This window comes from Vibrio sp. HDW18 (genome assembly GCF_011306175.1).
Taxonomy (GTDB): Bacteria; Pseudomonadota; Gammaproteobacteria; order Enterobacterales; family Vibrionaceae; genus Vibrio; species Vibrio chanodichtyis.
This window is the reverse complement of sequence record NZ_CP049913.1, coordinates 44,281-61,425: the sequence shown is the minus strand read 5'-3', so window position 1 is coordinate 61,425 and position 17,145 is coordinate 44,281. Positions and strand designations below refer to the sequence as shown.

Below are 17,145 nucleotides of genomic sequence, written 5' to 3'. Positions count from 1 at the left end.
TTCCCCTTAAAAAATAAACATAAGGAGAAGAGGGAAAGGATGCAAAAATGCACAGCAAAGCCCTAGCGAGCTTACTAAAAAGATTGGCCTTTCACTCCTCTGTCCTTTTGCCTGAGAGTTTCACTCTGCTATGCGCAGAGCTTGCTCCTTCGGCGACCGATTTAACGGTTCTCTCCAGAGGTTCCTCCAACTACAGTCCTCGCATACTCTTGCCAATAAATAAATGGCGAAGAATAATGCACCTGAAAGATTTACTTCTTCGGTAGGTTGTTAGGGCCAAATGTTAAAATCTGGTGAACAACCACTCTCCTGCAGTCTTCAACGGAACAATCGTCTTACATAAAACGATTTGCGACAGGAATATTAGCGAAAACAAAATGTGATGTCATCAACAAAAGCAATCACTTGCTGGATTATTATCCAACTCTATCGGTAATCAACTTTTCTCTGACGCTAAACCGGGTATAAGTGGTATAAGATAAGCGCGCTAGGAGGCGAGATGGTGAGATTAATAGCAATAGCCTTACTGATAACTTTAGCATTGGTACTGATCCGCTATCGTACCAATCAGAAATTACAGAAAGGGGTCGTGATGGTTAGTGTGATGATCTTGGTTTTGTACACCACCTTCTTAGTGATTTCTGAATTGATTCGCTGATGTAAGAGGAGCGGGCGTGAATAAACACGATGAGTTTGACGACAACGACGAAGTTGTGGTGATCGAACGCAGAGATAAACAGAGTTATCTTTATATTGCCATTGCGGCGGTCTTGGGTATCGCAATAGGTGGTTTGATTGGGTCATCGCTCACCACCAATCGTTGGGAAGCTTCTTATCAAGCACTACAGACGCAGTTAGAACAATTAAAGAGTGCTAATAGTGAAGTGGCGAAAGCGGCACAAGCCAGCGAACAAAACCAAGCACAAGCGTGGCAGTTGCAAATGGATCAAGCGCTAGCCAAGCAAAAAGAGCAGTGGCAAACGGAATTGGTGCAGCGTGATAAGTATGTGGCCGAATTAGAGAAACACAATCTCGATTTGGAGCAGCAGCTCGGTGAGCAAAAAATAGCATTGGAGCACGTCAATACGCAAAATAATCAGCTTCATCGTCAAGCCGATATGCAAGCCAGCATATTTGAACGTTCTCGAGAATTGTTTCAACGTGAGCTAAAAATCAAACAAGAGCTGGCGAGTTTGCAACAAGAGCGAGATTCACTGGCACCGAAAATTAAAGCCTTAAAGGCAGAGTGTGATATTTACCTTGAAGGTAAATCTTGGGATGCCACATCAGACTCTTGCGACAAACAAGATGAAGCTAATTCTCGGATTAGCCAAATTAACCAACTGATCCGTGTTCATCAACTGGATCTTGAGCAGATTAAATCCTTGTCCAGTGAGATTGGTTTGTAATCGAACCCTATTACCAGTCGGGTTTAAGAGGCTGTACCAAGAAATTTTAGTTGACCACTACAAATATAAAGAAAGCCACCTAAGGTGGCTTTCTATTTTGAGCGTGAATCTTTAGCGAGGCGTGCTAATTATTGACCTTCAACTTTTGAAAGTATCGATCATACAGCACACTGGCTTCACCCACTTGATCTTGCCATTCACCGTTATCGATAACCGATTGCGGTGGATAGATATTCGGATCATCGGCAAATTCGTTTGGTAACAGATCATAGGCGGTTCTAACTGGAGTTGGATAACCAATTTCTAAAGCAATTTTGGCTGCATTTTCAGGACGCAGTAGGAAGTCAATCATCTTATGTGCTGCATCAATGTTGCGTGCTCCTACGGGGATTGCTAGGCTATCCATCCAAAAAATGGTGCCTTTTTCTGGCCAAATGATCTCTATCGGTGCGCCTTCTTGACGAGCCATATAAGCCGATCCATTCCATAACATCCCTAACGAAACTTCACCTGCCAGAAACGGATTGGCGGGAAAATCAGAATTGAACACTAATACATTTGGCATCAGTTTTTTCAATTCATAATATGCCGCTTCAATCTCTTTAGGATTGGTGGTGTTTGGCGAATAACCCAATTTAGTCAGCGCAATATGAAAAACTTCACGGGAATCATCCATCAGCATCAACTGACCGACCCATTTGGCATCCCATAAATCACTCCAATTTTTGAGTGATTTTTTATCCAGCATATCGCTGTTGATACCGATCCCGGTGGCTCCCCAGATATAGGGAATCGAGTATTGGTTATTGGGATCAAACGGCTTGTTCAGATAATTGGTATCAAGATCTTGGAAGTGTGACAGTTTGGTATGGTCAATCGCCTGCAGCATGCCTTCTTGGCGCATCTTAGACACAAAATAGGTGGAAGGTACCACTAAGTCATAGCCTTTACCTTGCGTTTTAAGCTTGGCATACATGCTTTCATTGGACTCATAGGTGGCATAAATTACCTTGATACCCGTCTCTTTGGTGAACTCTTCTAAGATCCCGCTTGGGATATATTCAGACCAATTGTAGAAGTACAGCTCTTGGTCTTTAGCCATTGCATTGGAGGTGAACAAGGCTGCTGCGCATAACGCACTCGCAAACAGTTTATTTTTCATTACGTTCCCATGGTAAATAGAAAGAACCTAACTCGGCGTAGAATGGAGCAAGTATAACAAGATAAAAAAAGATAGGCAGCAAATGCTGCCTATCGGGTTCTCTTGGGCGGTGTTATTGACCGGCTTTCAGCTTCATGAAGTAATCTTCATATTTGACGGTCTTATCGCCAACGGCTGATTGCCATTCCACGCGATCCAAATCTTCTTGTGATGGGAAGAGTGGGGCGACATCTTGGAATTTGTCGTTAGAGGCTTTAACGCCAGTGAGGTAGCCAGTGTCACGTGAAATTTGCTCAGCAATTTCAGGACGCAGCAGAAAATCGATCATCTTATGTGCTGCATTGACGTTTTTCGCGCCAGAAGAAATCGCAAAGTTGTCCACCCAACCAATACCGCCTTCTTTCGGGAAGACTAGCTTGATCGGTAGACCTTCTTTTTGTGCAGCAGCAGCAGAGCCGTTCCACAGCATACCAAGACCGACTTCACCAGAAAGATAAGGTGCGGCTGGGTTATCAGAGTTAAACACCAACACATTTGGCATTAATTTGCGCAGTTCCGCATAGGCTTCATCAATCTGCTTATCGTCTGTAGAGTTACCTGAGTAACCAAGCTTACGCAGAGCAATGTGGAAAACTTCACGCGTATCATCCATCAACATCAGTTGACCTTTTAGCTCTGGTTTCCAGAGGTCAGCCCAACTTTGGAAGTCATTGGGATCATACATGTCGGTGTTAACCGCTAAGCCTGTGATCGCAACAACGTGTGGAATAGAGTAGTCGTTGTTTGGATCATAAGCTTTGTCTAGGTAATTAGGATCAAGTTGGTCAAAGTTGCTCAGCTTTGATTTGTCAATCGGTTGTAGCATACCTTCATCACGCATTTTGGCTACGAAGTAGGTCGATGGAACAACCAGATCATACCCTTGATTGTGCGTTTTGAGTTTTGCATACAAAGTTTCGTTTGACTCATAAGTTGAGTAGATAACTTTGATCCCCGTTTCCTTGGTGAATTGCTCTAAGATACCGCTATTGATATACGGACCCCAGTTCATAAACACCAGTTCCTTATCTTCCGCTGCCGCTGTGCCAGACAACAGAGAAAGCGCACATGCGCTACCCGCTAAAAAAGTAGCCAGTTTTTTCATCGACGTTAGCTCCAAACTAAACGTTGCCCTAATGGGCGTTACAAAGAAAAACAGAATGACTCCTATCATTCTGTTTCGCGTATATCCCAAAGGATATCAATTTTTTTCTCTTGCTAACAACTGCGAAAGGATAACAAGAGTCAATGACACGACTAACATGACGGTCGCCAGTGCGTTAACTTCTGGTGATATGCCAACTTTAACCATGGAATAAATCTTCAATGGTAGAATTTCATAGGTCGGCCCAGTCACAAACGAACTGATAATCACATCATCCAGCGATAGGGTAAAGCTGAGTAACCAGCCAGCCGCGACCGCAGGTTTTGCCAAAGGTAGAATGATCTTCTTAAGTATAACCCATTCTCCAGCACCGAGATCTTTGGCTGCTTCCAGCATTTTGACATCAAAACCGTTAAGTCGCGTATACACACTCACCACCACAAAAGGTAAACAGAAGGTGATGTGTGCAATCAGCAGAGTAAGGAAACCCAGTTTGGCACCCATGACTAAGAACAACGCAAGCAGTGAAATCGCCATCACAATATCGGGTGACATCATCACTACAAACAGCATGCCACTGACGATTTTTTTACCTTTAAACTGGTAACGGAATAGAGCCACCGCAGTTAAACTACCAATCAAGGTTGCCGCCGTCGCAGAAAACACCGCAATATTGAGCGAGTGCCAAGCCGCTTGCATTAAGCTGTCGTTATTCATCAGCGCGTGATACCACTTGGTGGTAAAACCACCCCATTTGATACCAAACTTGTTGTCATTAAATGAGTTTGCAATCAACACAATGATTGGCAGGTACAAAAATAAGTACACTAAACTCATAAAGCTAAATCTAATTGAACGTCCCATTAGTCTAGCTCCACCTTTTTATTCAATAGTTTACCCGCCCGGTAGTAAGCATATAACATGATGGCCATAGCCAGTGTTAGAGCAATACTGGTGGCCGCTCCAAATGGCCAGTCACGTGCATTGAGCACTTGGCTCTTGATCACGTTACCAATCAAGAGGTTTTTCGCACCACCTAATAAATCGGCAATGTAGAACATGCCAAGAGCAGGTAACAGAACCAATAAACAACCGCCGATAATACCAGGCATAGTGAGAGGCAAAATCACCCGAATTAAGGTTTGCAATTTGTTGGCACCCAGATCGCGTGCCGCTTCAATATAAGTGCCATCTAATTTTTCGATAGCAGAGTAGAGCGGTAAGATCATAAATGGCAATAAAATGTAAACCAGACCAATCATCACCGCAGTTTCAGTAAACATAATGCGGATCGGCGAATCAATCAGTCCGAGCGACATTAAGGCTTGGTTGAGAATGCCTTGTGTGCCGAGCACAATTTTTAAGCCGTATGTGCGGATCAGTGAGTTAGTCCAGAAAGGCACAATCACCAGAAACAGCATAAATGGTCGCCAGTTGGCGGGCATTTTGGCCACTATGTAGGCAAAAGGGTAACCAATCACTAGGCAGATCAAGGTTGCCACAATCGCCATATAGAACGAGTGCAGCATGACTTTGCCGTATAGCGGATCAAGCAAGCGTGTATAGTTCTCAAAAGTGAAAACAAATTTAATCAGATTTGCTTCATCACGCGTCAGAAAACTGGTACCAATAATCATTAGGTTAGGAGCTAGCACAAACAGCACTAGCCAACCAACAATTAAGGTAATGATCGCGTTTTGCAGATTAAGCTTTTTGCTCATTGAGGACCACCTCCCAGCTTTCAACCCAAGTGATGGCAACTTTCTGTCCGATAGAGTGATCAACATCAGGATCATCTTCGTTGAAAAATTCGCTGACCATGACACACATACCGGATTCCAGCTCGACGACCGATTCCAGAGTCATACCTTTGTAGGTGCGATCCGTCACGTGACCGACAATACCTTTTTCTTCTGACTCTTTAATTTCTTCGATACGTAAGTCTTCAGGGCGGAGCAGCACTTGCAGCTTATCACCCGCTTTCACTTCATCTTGGTAATAAACAATCGACTCAACCCCTTCGATGTCAACGCGAATGCGTTTTTCATCAATACGGTCTAATGTCGTTGCTTGGAATACGTTAATTTCGCCGATGAAGCGTGCCACAAACAAGTTTTTAGGGTCTTCGTAGATTTCACGTGGTGAACCATCTTGTTCAATTTTGCCGGCACGCATAACAATAATGCGGTCTGACATTGACAGAGCTTCTTCTTGATCGTGAGTCACGAAAATAAAGGTGATACCTAATTGGCGTTGCAGTTGCTTCAGTTCACTCTGCATCTGTTTACGCAGTTTGTAATCCAAAGCAGAAAGCGATTCGTCGAGTAGCAGCACTTTAGGCTTGTTGACCACCGCTCGTGCAATAGCAATACGTTGTTGTTGGCCGCCAGAGAGCTGATGCGGTTTACGCTGAGCCATTTCGGCCAGGCGCACCATGCGCAAAGCCTCCATCACACGTGGCTCGATCTCGCTGTTTGGAACTTTTTGCATGCGCAGGCCAAACGCCACATTTTCAAATACGGTCATGTGCGGGAACAAGGCATAGCTTTGGAAGACCGTATTGACGTGTCGTTGTTCAGCAGGAACTTGAGTAACGTCTTGATCATCGAGCAGGATCTGACCTTGATCTGCCGTTTCAAAACCAGCAATCATTCTTAACACTGTCGTTTTACCACAGCCGGATGGGCCGAGGATAGTTAAGAATTCGCCATGATTCACATCAAGATTTAGGTTACCAATGATTTCCTTACCATCGAAACTTTTGCTAATGCCAGATAAACGAATGACTGGCTTTCCTACTGAATGTTGTTCGTTCAACGTCTGTATTTCTCCCACCTTGGTCCGTAGACGATTCTACTTGTTAGACCTGTAGTTAAACAAAAATAAGGGGCGCATCATAAACACCAAGAGCACGATTTCAAAGTGTTTTTCTTACCTTGAAACCGAAAAGTTTTTGCCAGTTTCCACTCACGTTGGCTAGCCTACTGATTTTACTTAACTCTCAATGCTATCAATTGCTTAATTATCAATCATATCGACTAGAATGCAAGACGAGATTGGTAATCTGATTTTAGCCTGAGCTTGATTTCAGTATAATGAATTCAATTTTTATGTTGAAGCGTGACGTTATTCGCGCATTCGACCCAACTAGGGCATTTTATGAATAACGATAGGGAACAAGAGGTTAATCTTGGCGGTTCGATAGACAGAGCGCTATCGGGAAGTTATGAGTTAAAAGTGGGTGATGTACTCAACGAAGCATGGGGCATGACGCTTAAACACTTTATTAACTTCACGCCCGCCATTTTTTTACTGCTGATCTTGCAGTTGGCTATCTTTTATTTTGCATTTAAATGGCAGATTGGTGATCTCTCGGTGTTGTTGTCGATCTTTGAACAAGGTGGCACGGTACCTAGCGGACTGATCCAAGCAGTATTTATTGCCAACTTTAGTTATGAGGTGATCAGCGCACCAATTTACGCTGGGATCTGCCTAATGGCAATGAGTCACGCGGCCGGATTAAGTACGCAAACTCGTCATATCAGCAAAGGCTTGCAATTTACCGTACCGGTCATTTTGGCGACCTTGTTCAGTTTATTGTTACAAGCTGTGGCTGGAATGCTGTTACCCTTTGTTTCGATGTATTTATCGATCGCATTTAGTAATTCGCTACTACTGATCTGCGATAAAAAAGTGCCACCGATGCAGTCGTTACTGCTATCACTGCGCTCCGTGAATAAGAAAATTTTCCCGTTAATTGCGATTTACTCAATCTTGATGCTGCTGTTTATGCTGGCTGTTTTTCTATACGGAATTGGTTTAGTGCTATTTTTGCCGTTCTTTTTCCATGTTAAAGGGATCATTTATCGCAATATGTTCGGCATTCGTTTAAAAATTATTGCTACTGGTCAATCTCAGCCGGGTCCACAAGCTAGCCAATCGCAGTCCGGAGTGTTTGATGCGTAATACATTGATTTCTTTGTTTATTGTTTTGATTGCAGTATTTGGTGTTTATCACTTTGAAAAGTACACTAAGCCACAAAAATTGCCATCTTTAAAAGGTGAGGTTATCGGGGTAGCGCCGGATTTTTCTTTAATTAATGATATTCCGCAACGCAAAGAGGCGTTGTTTGGTTATTTAAAACCCGGAGTGCTGTACGAGAACTCGCGGATCTTACAACAGCGGGCAATTTTGAAACGAATACAAAAAGAGTTTTCCGCAGGGCAAGTTTCGTCTGAACATTTGAAACAAGCACAGCACTTAGCCAAGGCTTACTGGGTTGAACTACCCGAGGGCAAGATCGATCAAGTATGGCTACACGAGATGTTACTACGGGTTGATGTGATCCCCGAGGCTCTGGTATTAACGCAGGCTGCTAATGAATCGGCATGGGGCACGTCAAGATTTGCCCGTGAGGCCAATAACTATTTTGGGCAGTGGTGCTATCGTCCGGGTTGTGGGGTGATCCCTTTAGCCCGTTCCTCCGGCTCAACACATGAAGTGGCGAAATTTGATTCGGTGCAAGATTCCATTCGAGGTTACTTTATGAATGTGAACCGTCATAAAGCCTATCAAGAGTTACGAGAAATTCGTTTGCAACTGCGCCAGCAAAAGATCAATCCTATCACTGATCAAAGTGCATATGCGATGAGCTACGGCTTGTTGAAATATTCAGAACGTAGAGAAGCTTATGTGCAAGATTTACAGGCTATGATGTCATCCAATCAACAGTATTTTAGTGTGAATTAGATGTGCTAGCTTTACGTAAATTACCTTCTCTGCCAGAGGCAAGAATAAACCGATAGGCTTCAATCTAAAATAATTTAGGCTGCCAAATTGGCAGCCTAAATTATTGAAAGTATTTAACGATGAGTTGTTTTACAGATTGGTCACATCCAATTGCAGGGTGGGGTCAAACTCAGTCACGACATCTTCATCGTCAATCGATACTGGGGCAATATCTTCTTTATCAAAGCCAATATCACCGCCATTGATCACGCCAGAATCTTTGGTGATTGACTTAAAATCAAACAATTCGAAATCGGCCAGATGGCTAGGAACCACATTTTGCATCGCTCGAAACATGGTTTCGATACGGCCCGGGAAGCGTTTATCCCAATCATTGAGCATCTGCTTGATCACTTGGCGTTGTAGATTCGGCTGTGAGCCGCACAGGTTACAAGGAATGATCGGGTAGCTGCGCATCTCCGAGTATTTAATAATGTCTTTCTCACGGCAATAAGCGAGAGGGCGGATCACCACATGTTCACCATTATCGGAAACTAATTTCGGTGGCATGCCTTTCATTTTGCCACCGTAGAACATGTTCAAGAACAAGGTTTCCAAAATATCATCGCGGTGATGACCAAGGGCAATTTTAGTCGCGCCTAACTCTTTGGCGGTACGGTATAAAATACCACGACGTAAGCGTGAACAAAGAGCACAGGTCGTTTTTCCCTCTGGCACTTTGTCCTGCACGATGGAGTAGGTATCTTCTTCAATGATTTTATATTCAATGCCTAAACTGGCTAAATATTCTGGCAGGATATGTGCGGGAAATCCTGGCTGCTTTTGGTCAAGATTTACCGCCACCAGTTCAAACGAAATCGGCGCGCTTTTTTGTAAACTCATCAAAATTTCCAGCATGGTAAAGCTGTCTTTACCTCCGGACAGACAAACCATAATCCGATCGCCATCTTCAATCATGTTAAAGTCTGCAATCGCTTGACCGGTATTACGGCGAATACGCTTTTGCAATTTATTAAAATTGTATTGTTGAGCTTTGGTGAACTCTGGAGTTTGCGCTGTCATGGCTTGCTATCTTAAATCTCAGAACAAAAAATGAAGTGCGTATAATACGGATAAATAGGCTAGATACTAGTTCAATCACCATTAACCGCTAAAAAATCCCAGCCATTGCGGCTGGGACATAAGACTTTGCGAAATTTAGATGGCGGTTTGTGGATCAAGAGGGCTGACATATCCATGAGGCTTTAGTGCAAGCACATCACAATTGATTTTATCGATCACCTGCTCAGCAGTATTACCGATAAACACCGCTGAAAGACCGGTTCGACCCGTGGTACCTAAGATTACCATGGCAGCATTGAGCTGCTTCGCGGCATCTGGGATCACATCTTCCGGTAATCCTTGCTGAACCAGAGTCTGCTCTTCACTGAGTCCATGTTTTTGACGCAGAGCTTTCATCGCGGTGAGATGATAACCACGCACGGTATCGGTATAAGTTGCAGGATCAAATTCAGGCAGCTCAATAGTGATGTTCACTGGAGTCACGGGATAAGCGTTAACCAGATAAGGCGTCGCACCGAGCGTTTGACTAAGGTTGAGCAGTTGCTTAACCATCCGATCATTCAAATCAATATGGGTATCGATTTCAGACCCGACATGTACTGATGCAATAATACTGGCATTTTCTGGCCAGTCGGCATTTTTGACTAGTAGCACTGGCGTTGGACATTTTCGCATTAAATGCCAGTCGGTTGGTGTAAAAATGACTGACTCAAGCATGTCGTGTTTGCGGGTTGCTTTGATAAGAATATCGTGTTCACCGGCAAAAACTTCACCAATAATCGCTTCATAAGGACGATTGTGCCATACCACTTTAATTTCAAACTGAACCGACGGATCGAGATAGGGCTCAGCAATCGAACGCATCCAATGCTCTCGTTGCTGAATCACGCCTCTACGCATGGCGTCACGCTCTTCTAGAGATAGCATCGACGTCATGTCATAAGAAAAATCGTAAATCGATAGGAAGAAAGTGATGTGGCTGGTTGACGTGGATTTTTGTGCCAACTGCATTGCCCGAGCTAAAGCGGGTTGCTCATCATGGTTGATGTCAGCCACTACAAGAATTTTACTGTAAATACTCATAGGAAACTCCTTGTCCAGTGAGGAGGTTTGTTCACTTTACTTTAGCGTAGTTATGAGCAGAGTTTTAGTCAGTACGTCACTATTTCCAAGAAGTATGATGTAGCTCATCAAGAGCTACATCATTGATGTTACTTATTTTCTTTAGAAACACCGGCTAATTCCATCAATTCTGCATGATTGAGAATAGTGATGTATTTGCCTTTAACGCTAAGGATTTCTGATTTTTGGAAGCGACCTAACAAACGGCTGATCGTTTCAACCGTCAAACCTAGATAGTTACCAATATCGCCACGGGTCATCGTGAGGCGAAACTCTCTTGGGCTAAAACCCCGCTGAGAAAAACGAGTAGAAAGGTTGTATAAAAATGCCGCCAAACGCTCTTCGGCATTTTTCTTGGAGAGCAGCAGGATCATTTCCTGATCGCCTTTAATTTCACTACTCATTAAGCGCATGATTTGTTGGCGTAGTTTCGGCATTTTACCGGAAAGGTCATCTAATATTTCGTAAGGAATTTCACAAACCATTGAGGTTTCTAGCGCTTGAGCAAAGCTAGGGTGTCGATCTTCGGTAATCGCATCAAAACCGACTAAATCGCCGGCTAAGTGGAAAGCGGTGATCTGTTCATCGCCTTGTTCGGTGATGGTGTAACTTTTTATTGTTCCAGAACGAATCGCGTAAAGTGATCTCAGTTCATCACCTGCTTTAAATAGCTCCTGACCTTTCTGAATGGGTTTTTTTCGCTCGATGATCTGGTCAAGTTGGTCAAGCTCAGACTCATTCAAGGTAAAAGGGATACACAGTTGGCTAATACTGCAATCTTGGCAGTGAATCGCGCAACCACCCGATTGGATGCGCTTTGCAGCAGGCTTTTCAGAAATCATAACAACCTTTCACTAATTGATGTACGTCAATATTTTATCATTGCTTAACTCTAAAGGGTAGTTTAAATACATCGGCGATAGTGAAAGGATTAACTCTGGATGAGTAGCAGTATTGTGGCGTTATAGGCGGTGTAGATGCCATAGAGGATGAGTATTAATGCGGTGCACTGGCGAAATAACTGGTTGTTTTGCCAATGAGTTATTCGGGTTGCGCCCCAACCACTGGCAAGCATGGCAGGCAGTGTGCCGAAACCAAAAGCCAACATAATCAATGCACCTTGCGCGAAACTTCCGGCGACAGCAGACCAAGTTAGCATCGAGTAAACTAAGCCACACGGTAGCCAACCCCAAATAAAGCCAAAAGGTACAGCGTGCCATGGCTGTTTGAGTGGCAACAGTAATTTTCCGTAAGGGGCGATCCAAGGCCATAATTTCTGTCCAAGCTTTTCTAACCGGAGTAAACCAAACCACCAACGGCCCATATATAAGCCTAATGAGATCATTAAGATGCCGGCAATGATTCTGAGCCAAATCAAACTGGATTGGATATTGATCAGCGAGCTAAATGTGGCGACAGCGCCACCGACTATGCCACCGATTAGCGCATAACTGAGTAAGCGTCCAAGATTACACAACAGTAGAATCATCGGCGCGGCTCGAGATTGATTGAGAGTTAAAAGAGCACTGATCCCACCACACATTCCAAGGCAATGACCAGCACCAAGTAAGCCGATAACCGAAGCTCCCAAGAGATCAGGATTCATCGTTGATCCTTATTAGTACCGTGATCATCTTCAAATAAAATGTTATGGCCTTGACGTTCGAGATCTTCAAATTGTTGATGCTTAACGGCCCAGATAAAAATGGCCACCGCGATACACACCAGTCCAATCGCAATTGGGATCAGCAAATATAAACTTTCCATAGGCTAGCTCCCTTTATGATTTAACAAACGCAGTGAATTGGCGACCACAATCATCGAGCTGCCCGACATTCCAATTACCGCAATATAGGGTGCAATGAGCCCAGCGATGGCGAGCGGTAAGATAATCGCGTTATAACCTAATGACCATGCTAAGTTTTCACGAATAATATTGCGCGTTTTGATGGCTAGCGCTCTGACTGCCAGTAACTTATCTAAACGATCACCCATCAGAATCATATCCGCCGAGGCTTTGGCGATGTCGGTTCCGCCGCCCATGGCTACTGAAAGATGAGCTCCGGCTAGTGTTGGGGCATCATTGATCCCATCGCCAACCATCATAGTTACGCCGGTTTTATTCAATTGTTGTAGATAGGCTAATTTTGCTTCTGGTTTGGCTTGCGCAATGATGGTATCGATATGTAGCTCATTGGCCACACTTTGGGCGTTGGTTAGCGAGTCTCCTGTCAATAAGGTGATGCTGATACCGGCTTGATGAAATTTTTCAATCAACTGTTTGGCTTGTTGGCGGATCGGATCTCGATAATGAAAAGTTGCGATATGTTGGCCATCGAAAGATAACCATATACCGTTAACATTACTATTAGATGGTGTTGAATTAGCTGTTATGGAGCCTAATGCAAACTCAGCGCTGCCGATTTTGAGCGTTTTGTTCTGATAAATCGCTTCAATACCGCTACCGATAATGTTGTGTACCGCAGTGAGTGTAACATGATTGGTTTTATAGCGGTCAAAAGCTTTGGCTATGGGGTGGTTGGCGTAACTCTCTAATTCGGCTGCGAGTGCCAGACATTGTTGTTGGGTAAAGGGGTGCCAAGTCTCGATACGATCAATCTCTACATGACCATGGGTTAGGGTTCCGGTCTTATCGATGACCAGTTGATCGACTTTACACAGTGTTTCGAAAACGTGATTTTTACGCAGCATGATCCCCATGGTACTGAGGCTTGATGTGGCACAGGTTAAGGCGGTGGGCGTTGCGAGGGAAAGAGCACAAGGGCAGGTGACAACTAACACGGATAGCATGATCCAAAAAGCATCATCAGGTTGTACGTAGTGCCAATACAGCCAAGTTGCAGCGGCAATAATGAGAATTATCGCCACGAAATAGCGGGCGACAATATCGGCAAGTTCAGCGATTTTCGGTTTGGAGGATTGAGCGCTATCTTGCAGCGTCACAATCTGTGAGATCACCGAATTAGCTTTGCTTGCCGTGACACGTAAATCAAACGATTCATCACCATTTAAAGTGCCAGCAAAAACGCCATCACCGGGATGCTTGATGACGGGAATCGATTCACCGGTCAACATTGATTCGTCAATATATACTCGCTGATTAATGATTTTGCCATCGGCCGGGATGTGCTGACCAGGTAGAACTCGTACCGTGTCACCGGGTTTGAGCATTTTAACCGCAACTTGTTTTCCATCCAGTGTAGTTGCTAGTGCTGGGATCAGTTTGAGTAGATTACCACTGGCTGCCGCGGCTTTGCGCCTAGCGCGCATTTCTAAAAATCGGCCGACCAATAAGAAGAAAGTAAACATCGAGATCGATTCAAAAAAAACCTCGCCTTGCTGAGTCACGGTGGCAACCAAGCTTGCTACATAAGCAAAAATCAGCGCCAGTGATACTGGGACATCCATACCTAATGTTTTGCCGCGTAAATTGCGCCAAGCATTGATATAAAAGGGTTGAGCTGAATAGAGCAAAACGGGTGTGGCAAAAATCAAACTGACCCAGCGAAAGTAGTGTTTAAACTCAGCGTCAAGATCACCAAACGTCTCTAAATAGAGGGCGACGGCCAACATCATCACTTGCATACTCGCCAATCCTGCAATACCAAGCCGATACAGATAGGCTTGCATGGCATTATGGTAGTTCGCTTCATGTTGATCCGCTTCAAAAGGGGCGGCTTGGTAGCCTAGTTGATGGATCTGAGCTAAAACCTGACTGAGCTGGGTTTGGTGGCGATCCCAACTGAGCAGTGCTCGATTAGTGGCCGTGTTGACCCTGATTGCCAGCACCCCTGGTTGCGCTTGGATCTGTTTTTCAATTAACCAAGCGCAGGCAGCACATGAGATCCCATCGAGTGACAATGTCACCTCGGCGCAGTTTTGCTGATCACGAACAAACTCTACTTGCACATCGGGATCATCGTAGTGAAGCAAAGCCTTCAGTTGTTCGGGGACCAGTGCGACTTTTTCCGCTGTGGCCGTGCGAAACTGGTAGTAAGCCACTAAGTCATTATCAACAATGGTTTGTGCTACGCTTTGGCAACCTGGGCAGCACATGTTGCGATTTTCACCTAAAATTTTAACGTGAAAATCGGTGTTAGTTGGAACGCTCTCACCACAGTGGTAACAGTTAATATTCATGGTGTTAGTTCATCAAGGGGGTTGATGATGCAGGAAAGGTCACGCGGCCTTGGATCAGCCATTGCTGATCATGAGGAGTCAGCTCAATAAACCACGGGCCTTGCAGTTCTGTATCCAATTTTAGACGATAAACACCCTTGGCATCAGCGGTAAGCAGTCTCGAGAAATCTCGCTCGGCGAGGGTGCGATGAGCAAATAACGCTTGCAGGGCCGGAAAATAGCTAAGCTGGCCTTTATCAAGCTGGATGATAACTTCTGTTCCTTGTGAGTAAACCGTGGCCTGCAACTGCAACGCTTGGGCTACCTTTACTTTACTAAGATCGAGATTAATTGCTTTGCCTTTTTTGTAGTAATCCTCCGTCACTAACGATACCGGATGATGAGCAAAAATAATCACCGTGACCAGCGTCCAAATCACTACGCTAAGAGGCAGAATAATTAAGAACCAAGGCCAAAATTGTTTATACCAAGCTGTAACCATAAGCAAATTCTCTACGATGAAAACACACTAAGACACATCAGTAATCGCCAGCAAACCAAGGGGAATCATTCCCATCTTATTGGTTATCGGGATTGCTTAGGCTCCACACATAAGCGGCAACAAGCTGAATTTTATCTTCACCGAGGATGTCATTCCACGCAGGCATTACACCAGAACGTCCATACATAACCGTGGCGGTCACATCGGCCCGAGCATCGCCATATAGCCAATCATTATCGGTGAGATCCGGTGCACCAAAGGCAGGATTACCTTTACCGTCCGCTCCATGGCAAGCTGCACAGACCGCAAAGCGTACTTTACCTGCTGCGGCTTCCTTAGCATTTACCGAGCGCCCAGATAAACTCAGTGCATAACTGACCACCTCTTGCACACCTTGTTCACCCAAAATATCCAGCCAAGCGGGCATCTGTCCAACTCGGCCATGGCGAATCGTGGTAATAATGGCTTGCGGCTCACCACCATACAGCCAAGCTTGATCGGTCAGATTAGGAAAGCCAATTTGGCCTCGGGCATCAGAACCATGGCATTGCGAACAGTTTTGCAAAAACAAACGTTGGCCGACTTTGAGTGCTTCACTGTCCGCCGCGATAGCAGGCAGCTCACGTAGGTTATTCGTGTCATCTTGATAAGCTAACCGCTTGAAAGCTTGACCATAGTAAGCTTTCGCATCGCCCAGCTCTTTGGAATATTGCACTAACTGCCGATTTTGTTGGGCGATCGCGATGGAAGCTCGCGAATCTTCAACTGAACGCACCGTTTGATCGGAACTTTGCCAGCCAAGGATGCCTTGAAAACTGCCTAAGCCGGGGTAGAGGGCAAGATAAATTGCCGCGAAAATGAATGTGGCGATAAACAGATAAACCCACCATTTGGGTAGCGGATTGTTTAGCTCACGGATCCCATCGTATTCATGCCCCATATCAACGCCTTCCTTTACCCCCATGTTGTCCTTGAGGCACCAGATAAGCAGAGCTGCGCAACCGAACAAAGTGCCAATCGTGATCAGGATGATCCACAGGCTCCAGAATGTCGTCATGCCGAGTTACTCCTTGTTGTTAGAGCGAGGTTGCTCTTCATCATCAAAGATCAGGTTGGCTGCTTCATCAAAACGCGCCTTACGTTGGCGACCATAAGCCCACCAAATTACGGCAACAAAGCAGAGCAGCAGCACTACGGTCCAAATCGTGTGAAGAGTAGCAATATCCATCATGAGCTCCATTATTTCATTGCATGGCCAAGCGACTGTAGATAGGCAATGATGGCATCTATCTCCGTTTTACCTTGCACATCTTGGCTTGCGCTGGCGATTTGTTGATCGGTATAGGGCACGCCAAATTGATCACGAAATAGGGTCATTTTTTGTGGCGTGAGCTGACCATCCAGCAAGTTTTTGGCTAACCAAGGAAAAGCGGGCATATTGGATTCAGGGACCAGCTCACGCGGATTGAGCAAATGTACCCGATGCCATTGATCAGAATAACGCCCACCGACACGGGCTAAATCTGGTCCGGTTCTTTTAGATCCCCATAAAAAAGGGTGTTCCCAGACACTTTCGCCCGCGACAGAGTAATGACCATAACGCTCGGTTTCTGAACGAAATGGACGGACCATTTGACTGTGGCACACATTGCATCCTTCACGAATATAAATATCACGACCTTCTAACTGCAACGCCGTATACGGTTGCAGGTTTTGCACCGGTTCTGTGGTTTGTTTTTGAAAAATCAGTGGAGTAATCTCGACCAAAGCTCCCCAACTGATGGCAAAAATAATAAAAATAGCGAGTAGGCCAACATTACGTTCCAGAAATTCATGGCGGTTTTTTGAACTCAT

At 44.7% G+C, this 17,145-nt stretch carries 19 protein-coding genes and 1 riboswitch; of the genes, 4 read left to right on the top strand and 15 right to left on the bottom strand.

What is annotated here, in order from left to right; genetic code table 11:
* Positions 1-89: 89 nt before the first annotated feature.
* Positions 90-188: riboswitch (glycine riboswitch) on the bottom strand.
* Between the two features lie 311 nt (positions 189-499).
* Positions 500-658 carry a hypothetical protein gene (locus tag G7083_RS00285; RefSeq protein WP_166013034.1) on the top strand — a complete coding sequence of 53 codons (159 nt, stop codon included), beginning with the start codon at positions 500-502 and terminating at the stop codon, positions 656-658.
* A gap of 16 nt (positions 659-674) precedes the next feature.
* Positions 675-1,409, top strand: coding sequence for a chromosome partitioning protein ParA (locus G7083_RS00280; protein ID WP_166013033.1), 735 nt, complete (start codon positions 675-677; stop codon positions 1,407-1,409).
* A gap of 124 nt (positions 1,410-1,533) precedes the next feature.
* Here the strand turns inward: G7083_RS00280 and G7083_RS00275 are convergent, their stop codons facing one another.
* The 5 genes from G7083_RS00275 to potA all read right to left on the bottom strand — a co-directional run bounded on the left by G7083_RS00275 (position 1,534) and on the right by potA (position 6,550).
* Positions 1,534-2,571, bottom strand: coding sequence for an extracellular solute-binding protein (locus tag G7083_RS00275; RefSeq protein WP_166013032.1), 1,038 nt, complete (start codon positions 2,569-2,571; stop codon positions 1,534-1,536).
* Positions 2,572-2,683: 112 nt separating this feature from the next.
* Entirely contained in the window at positions 2,684-3,715 is a 1,032-nt protein-coding gene (locus tag G7083_RS00270; RefSeq protein WP_166013031.1) for an extracellular solute-binding protein, read from the bottom strand.
* A 96-nt stretch (positions 3,716-3,811) separates the two neighbouring features.
* A complete protein-coding gene (gene potC / locus G7083_RS00265; protein ID WP_166013030.1) occupies positions 3,812-4,579 on the bottom strand; it encodes a spermidine/putrescine ABC transporter permease PotC in 768 nt (255 codons plus the stop codon).
* Positions 4,579-5,436, bottom strand: coding sequence for a spermidine/putrescine ABC transporter permease PotB (gene potB, locus G7083_RS00260; RefSeq protein WP_166013029.1), 858 nt, complete (start codon positions 5,434-5,436; stop codon positions 4,579-4,581). Before potB ends, potC begins: the two co-directional genes overlap by 1 nt.
* The gene (gene potA / locus G7083_RS00255) at positions 5,420-6,550 is read right to left on the bottom strand and encodes a spermidine/putrescine ABC transporter ATP-binding protein PotA (protein WP_319946302.1); all 1,131 of its coding nucleotides are present in this window, start codon (positions 6,548-6,550) and stop codon (positions 5,420-5,422) included. Before potA ends, potB begins: the two co-directional genes overlap by 17 nt.
* Positions 6,551-6,874: 324 nt before the next feature.
* On the opposite strand from potA, the gene G7083_RS00250 reads away from it, so the two are divergent.
* Together G7083_RS00250 and G7083_RS00245 are read left to right on the top strand one after the other, a co-directional pair.
* Positions 6,875-7,681 carry a hypothetical protein gene (locus tag G7083_RS00250; protein ID WP_166013027.1) on the top strand — a complete coding sequence of 269 codons (807 nt, stop codon included), beginning with the start codon at positions 6,875-6,877 and terminating at the stop codon, positions 7,679-7,681.
* A complete protein-coding gene (locus G7083_RS00245) occupies positions 7,674-8,465 on the top strand; it encodes a glucosaminidase domain-containing protein (protein ID WP_166013026.1) in 792 nt (263 codons plus the stop codon). Before G7083_RS00250 ends, G7083_RS00245 begins: the two co-directional genes overlap by 8 nt.
* Before the next feature lie 129 nt (positions 8,466-8,594).
* On the opposite strand, the gene ttcA is transcribed toward G7083_RS00245, so the two are convergent.
* The 10 genes from ttcA to ccoO form a co-directional block, all read right to left on the bottom strand.
* The gene (gene ttcA, locus G7083_RS00240; protein WP_166013025.1) at positions 8,595-9,527 is read right to left on the bottom strand and encodes a tRNA 2-thiocytidine(32) synthetase TtcA; all 933 of its coding nucleotides are present in this window, start codon (positions 9,525-9,527) and stop codon (positions 8,595-8,597) included.
* A 135-nt stretch (positions 9,528-9,662) separates the two neighbouring features.
* The gene (gene uspE / locus G7083_RS00235; protein WP_166013024.1) at positions 9,663-10,610 is read right to left on the bottom strand and encodes a universal stress protein UspE; all 948 of its coding nucleotides are present in this window, start codon (positions 10,608-10,610) and stop codon (positions 9,663-9,665) included.
* A 128-nt stretch (positions 10,611-10,738) separates the two neighbouring features.
* Positions 10,739-11,491: an FNR family transcription factor gene (locus G7083_RS00230; protein WP_166013023.1), complete on the bottom strand. Its 753-nt coding sequence runs from the start codon at positions 11,489-11,491 to the stop codon at positions 10,739-10,741.
* An 89-nt stretch (positions 11,492-11,580) separates the two neighbouring features.
* Positions 11,581-12,255 (bottom strand): sulfite exporter TauE/SafE family protein, encoded by a 675-nt coding sequence (locus G7083_RS00225; protein WP_166013022.1) that lies wholly within the window; start codon positions 12,253-12,255, stop codon positions 11,581-11,583.
* Positions 12,252-12,416, bottom strand: a complete 165-nt coding sequence (gene ccoS, locus G7083_RS00220) for a cbb3-type cytochrome oxidase assembly protein CcoS (RefSeq protein ID WP_166013021.1) — start codon at positions 12,414-12,416, stop codon at positions 12,252-12,254. The genes G7083_RS00225 and ccoS overlap by 4 nt, the downstream gene beginning before the upstream one ends.
* A 3-nt stretch (positions 12,417-12,419) precedes the next feature.
* Positions 12,420-14,810: a heavy metal translocating P-type ATPase gene (locus G7083_RS00215; RefSeq protein ID WP_166013020.1), complete on the bottom strand. Its 2,391-nt coding sequence runs from the start codon at positions 14,808-14,810 to the stop codon at positions 12,420-12,422.
* 4 nt (positions 14,811-14,814) lie between these two features.
* Entirely contained in the window at positions 14,815-15,291 is a 477-nt protein-coding gene (locus G7083_RS00210; RefSeq protein ID WP_166013019.1) for a FixH family protein, read from the bottom strand.
* 76 nt (positions 15,292-15,367) lie between these two features.
* A complete protein-coding gene (gene ccoP, locus G7083_RS00205) occupies positions 15,368-16,348 on the bottom strand; it encodes a cytochrome-c oxidase, cbb3-type subunit III (RefSeq protein WP_166013018.1) in 981 nt (326 codons plus the stop codon).
* 6 nt (positions 16,349-16,354) lie between these two features.
* A complete protein-coding gene (locus G7083_RS00200; protein WP_166013017.1) occupies positions 16,355-16,519 on the bottom strand; it encodes a cbb3-type cytochrome oxidase subunit 3 in 165 nt (54 codons plus the stop codon).
* Positions 16,520-16,530: 11 nt separating this feature from the next.
* A complete protein-coding gene (gene ccoO / locus G7083_RS00195) occupies positions 16,531-17,145 on the bottom strand; it encodes a cytochrome-c oxidase, cbb3-type subunit II (protein ID WP_166013016.1) in 615 nt (204 codons plus the stop codon).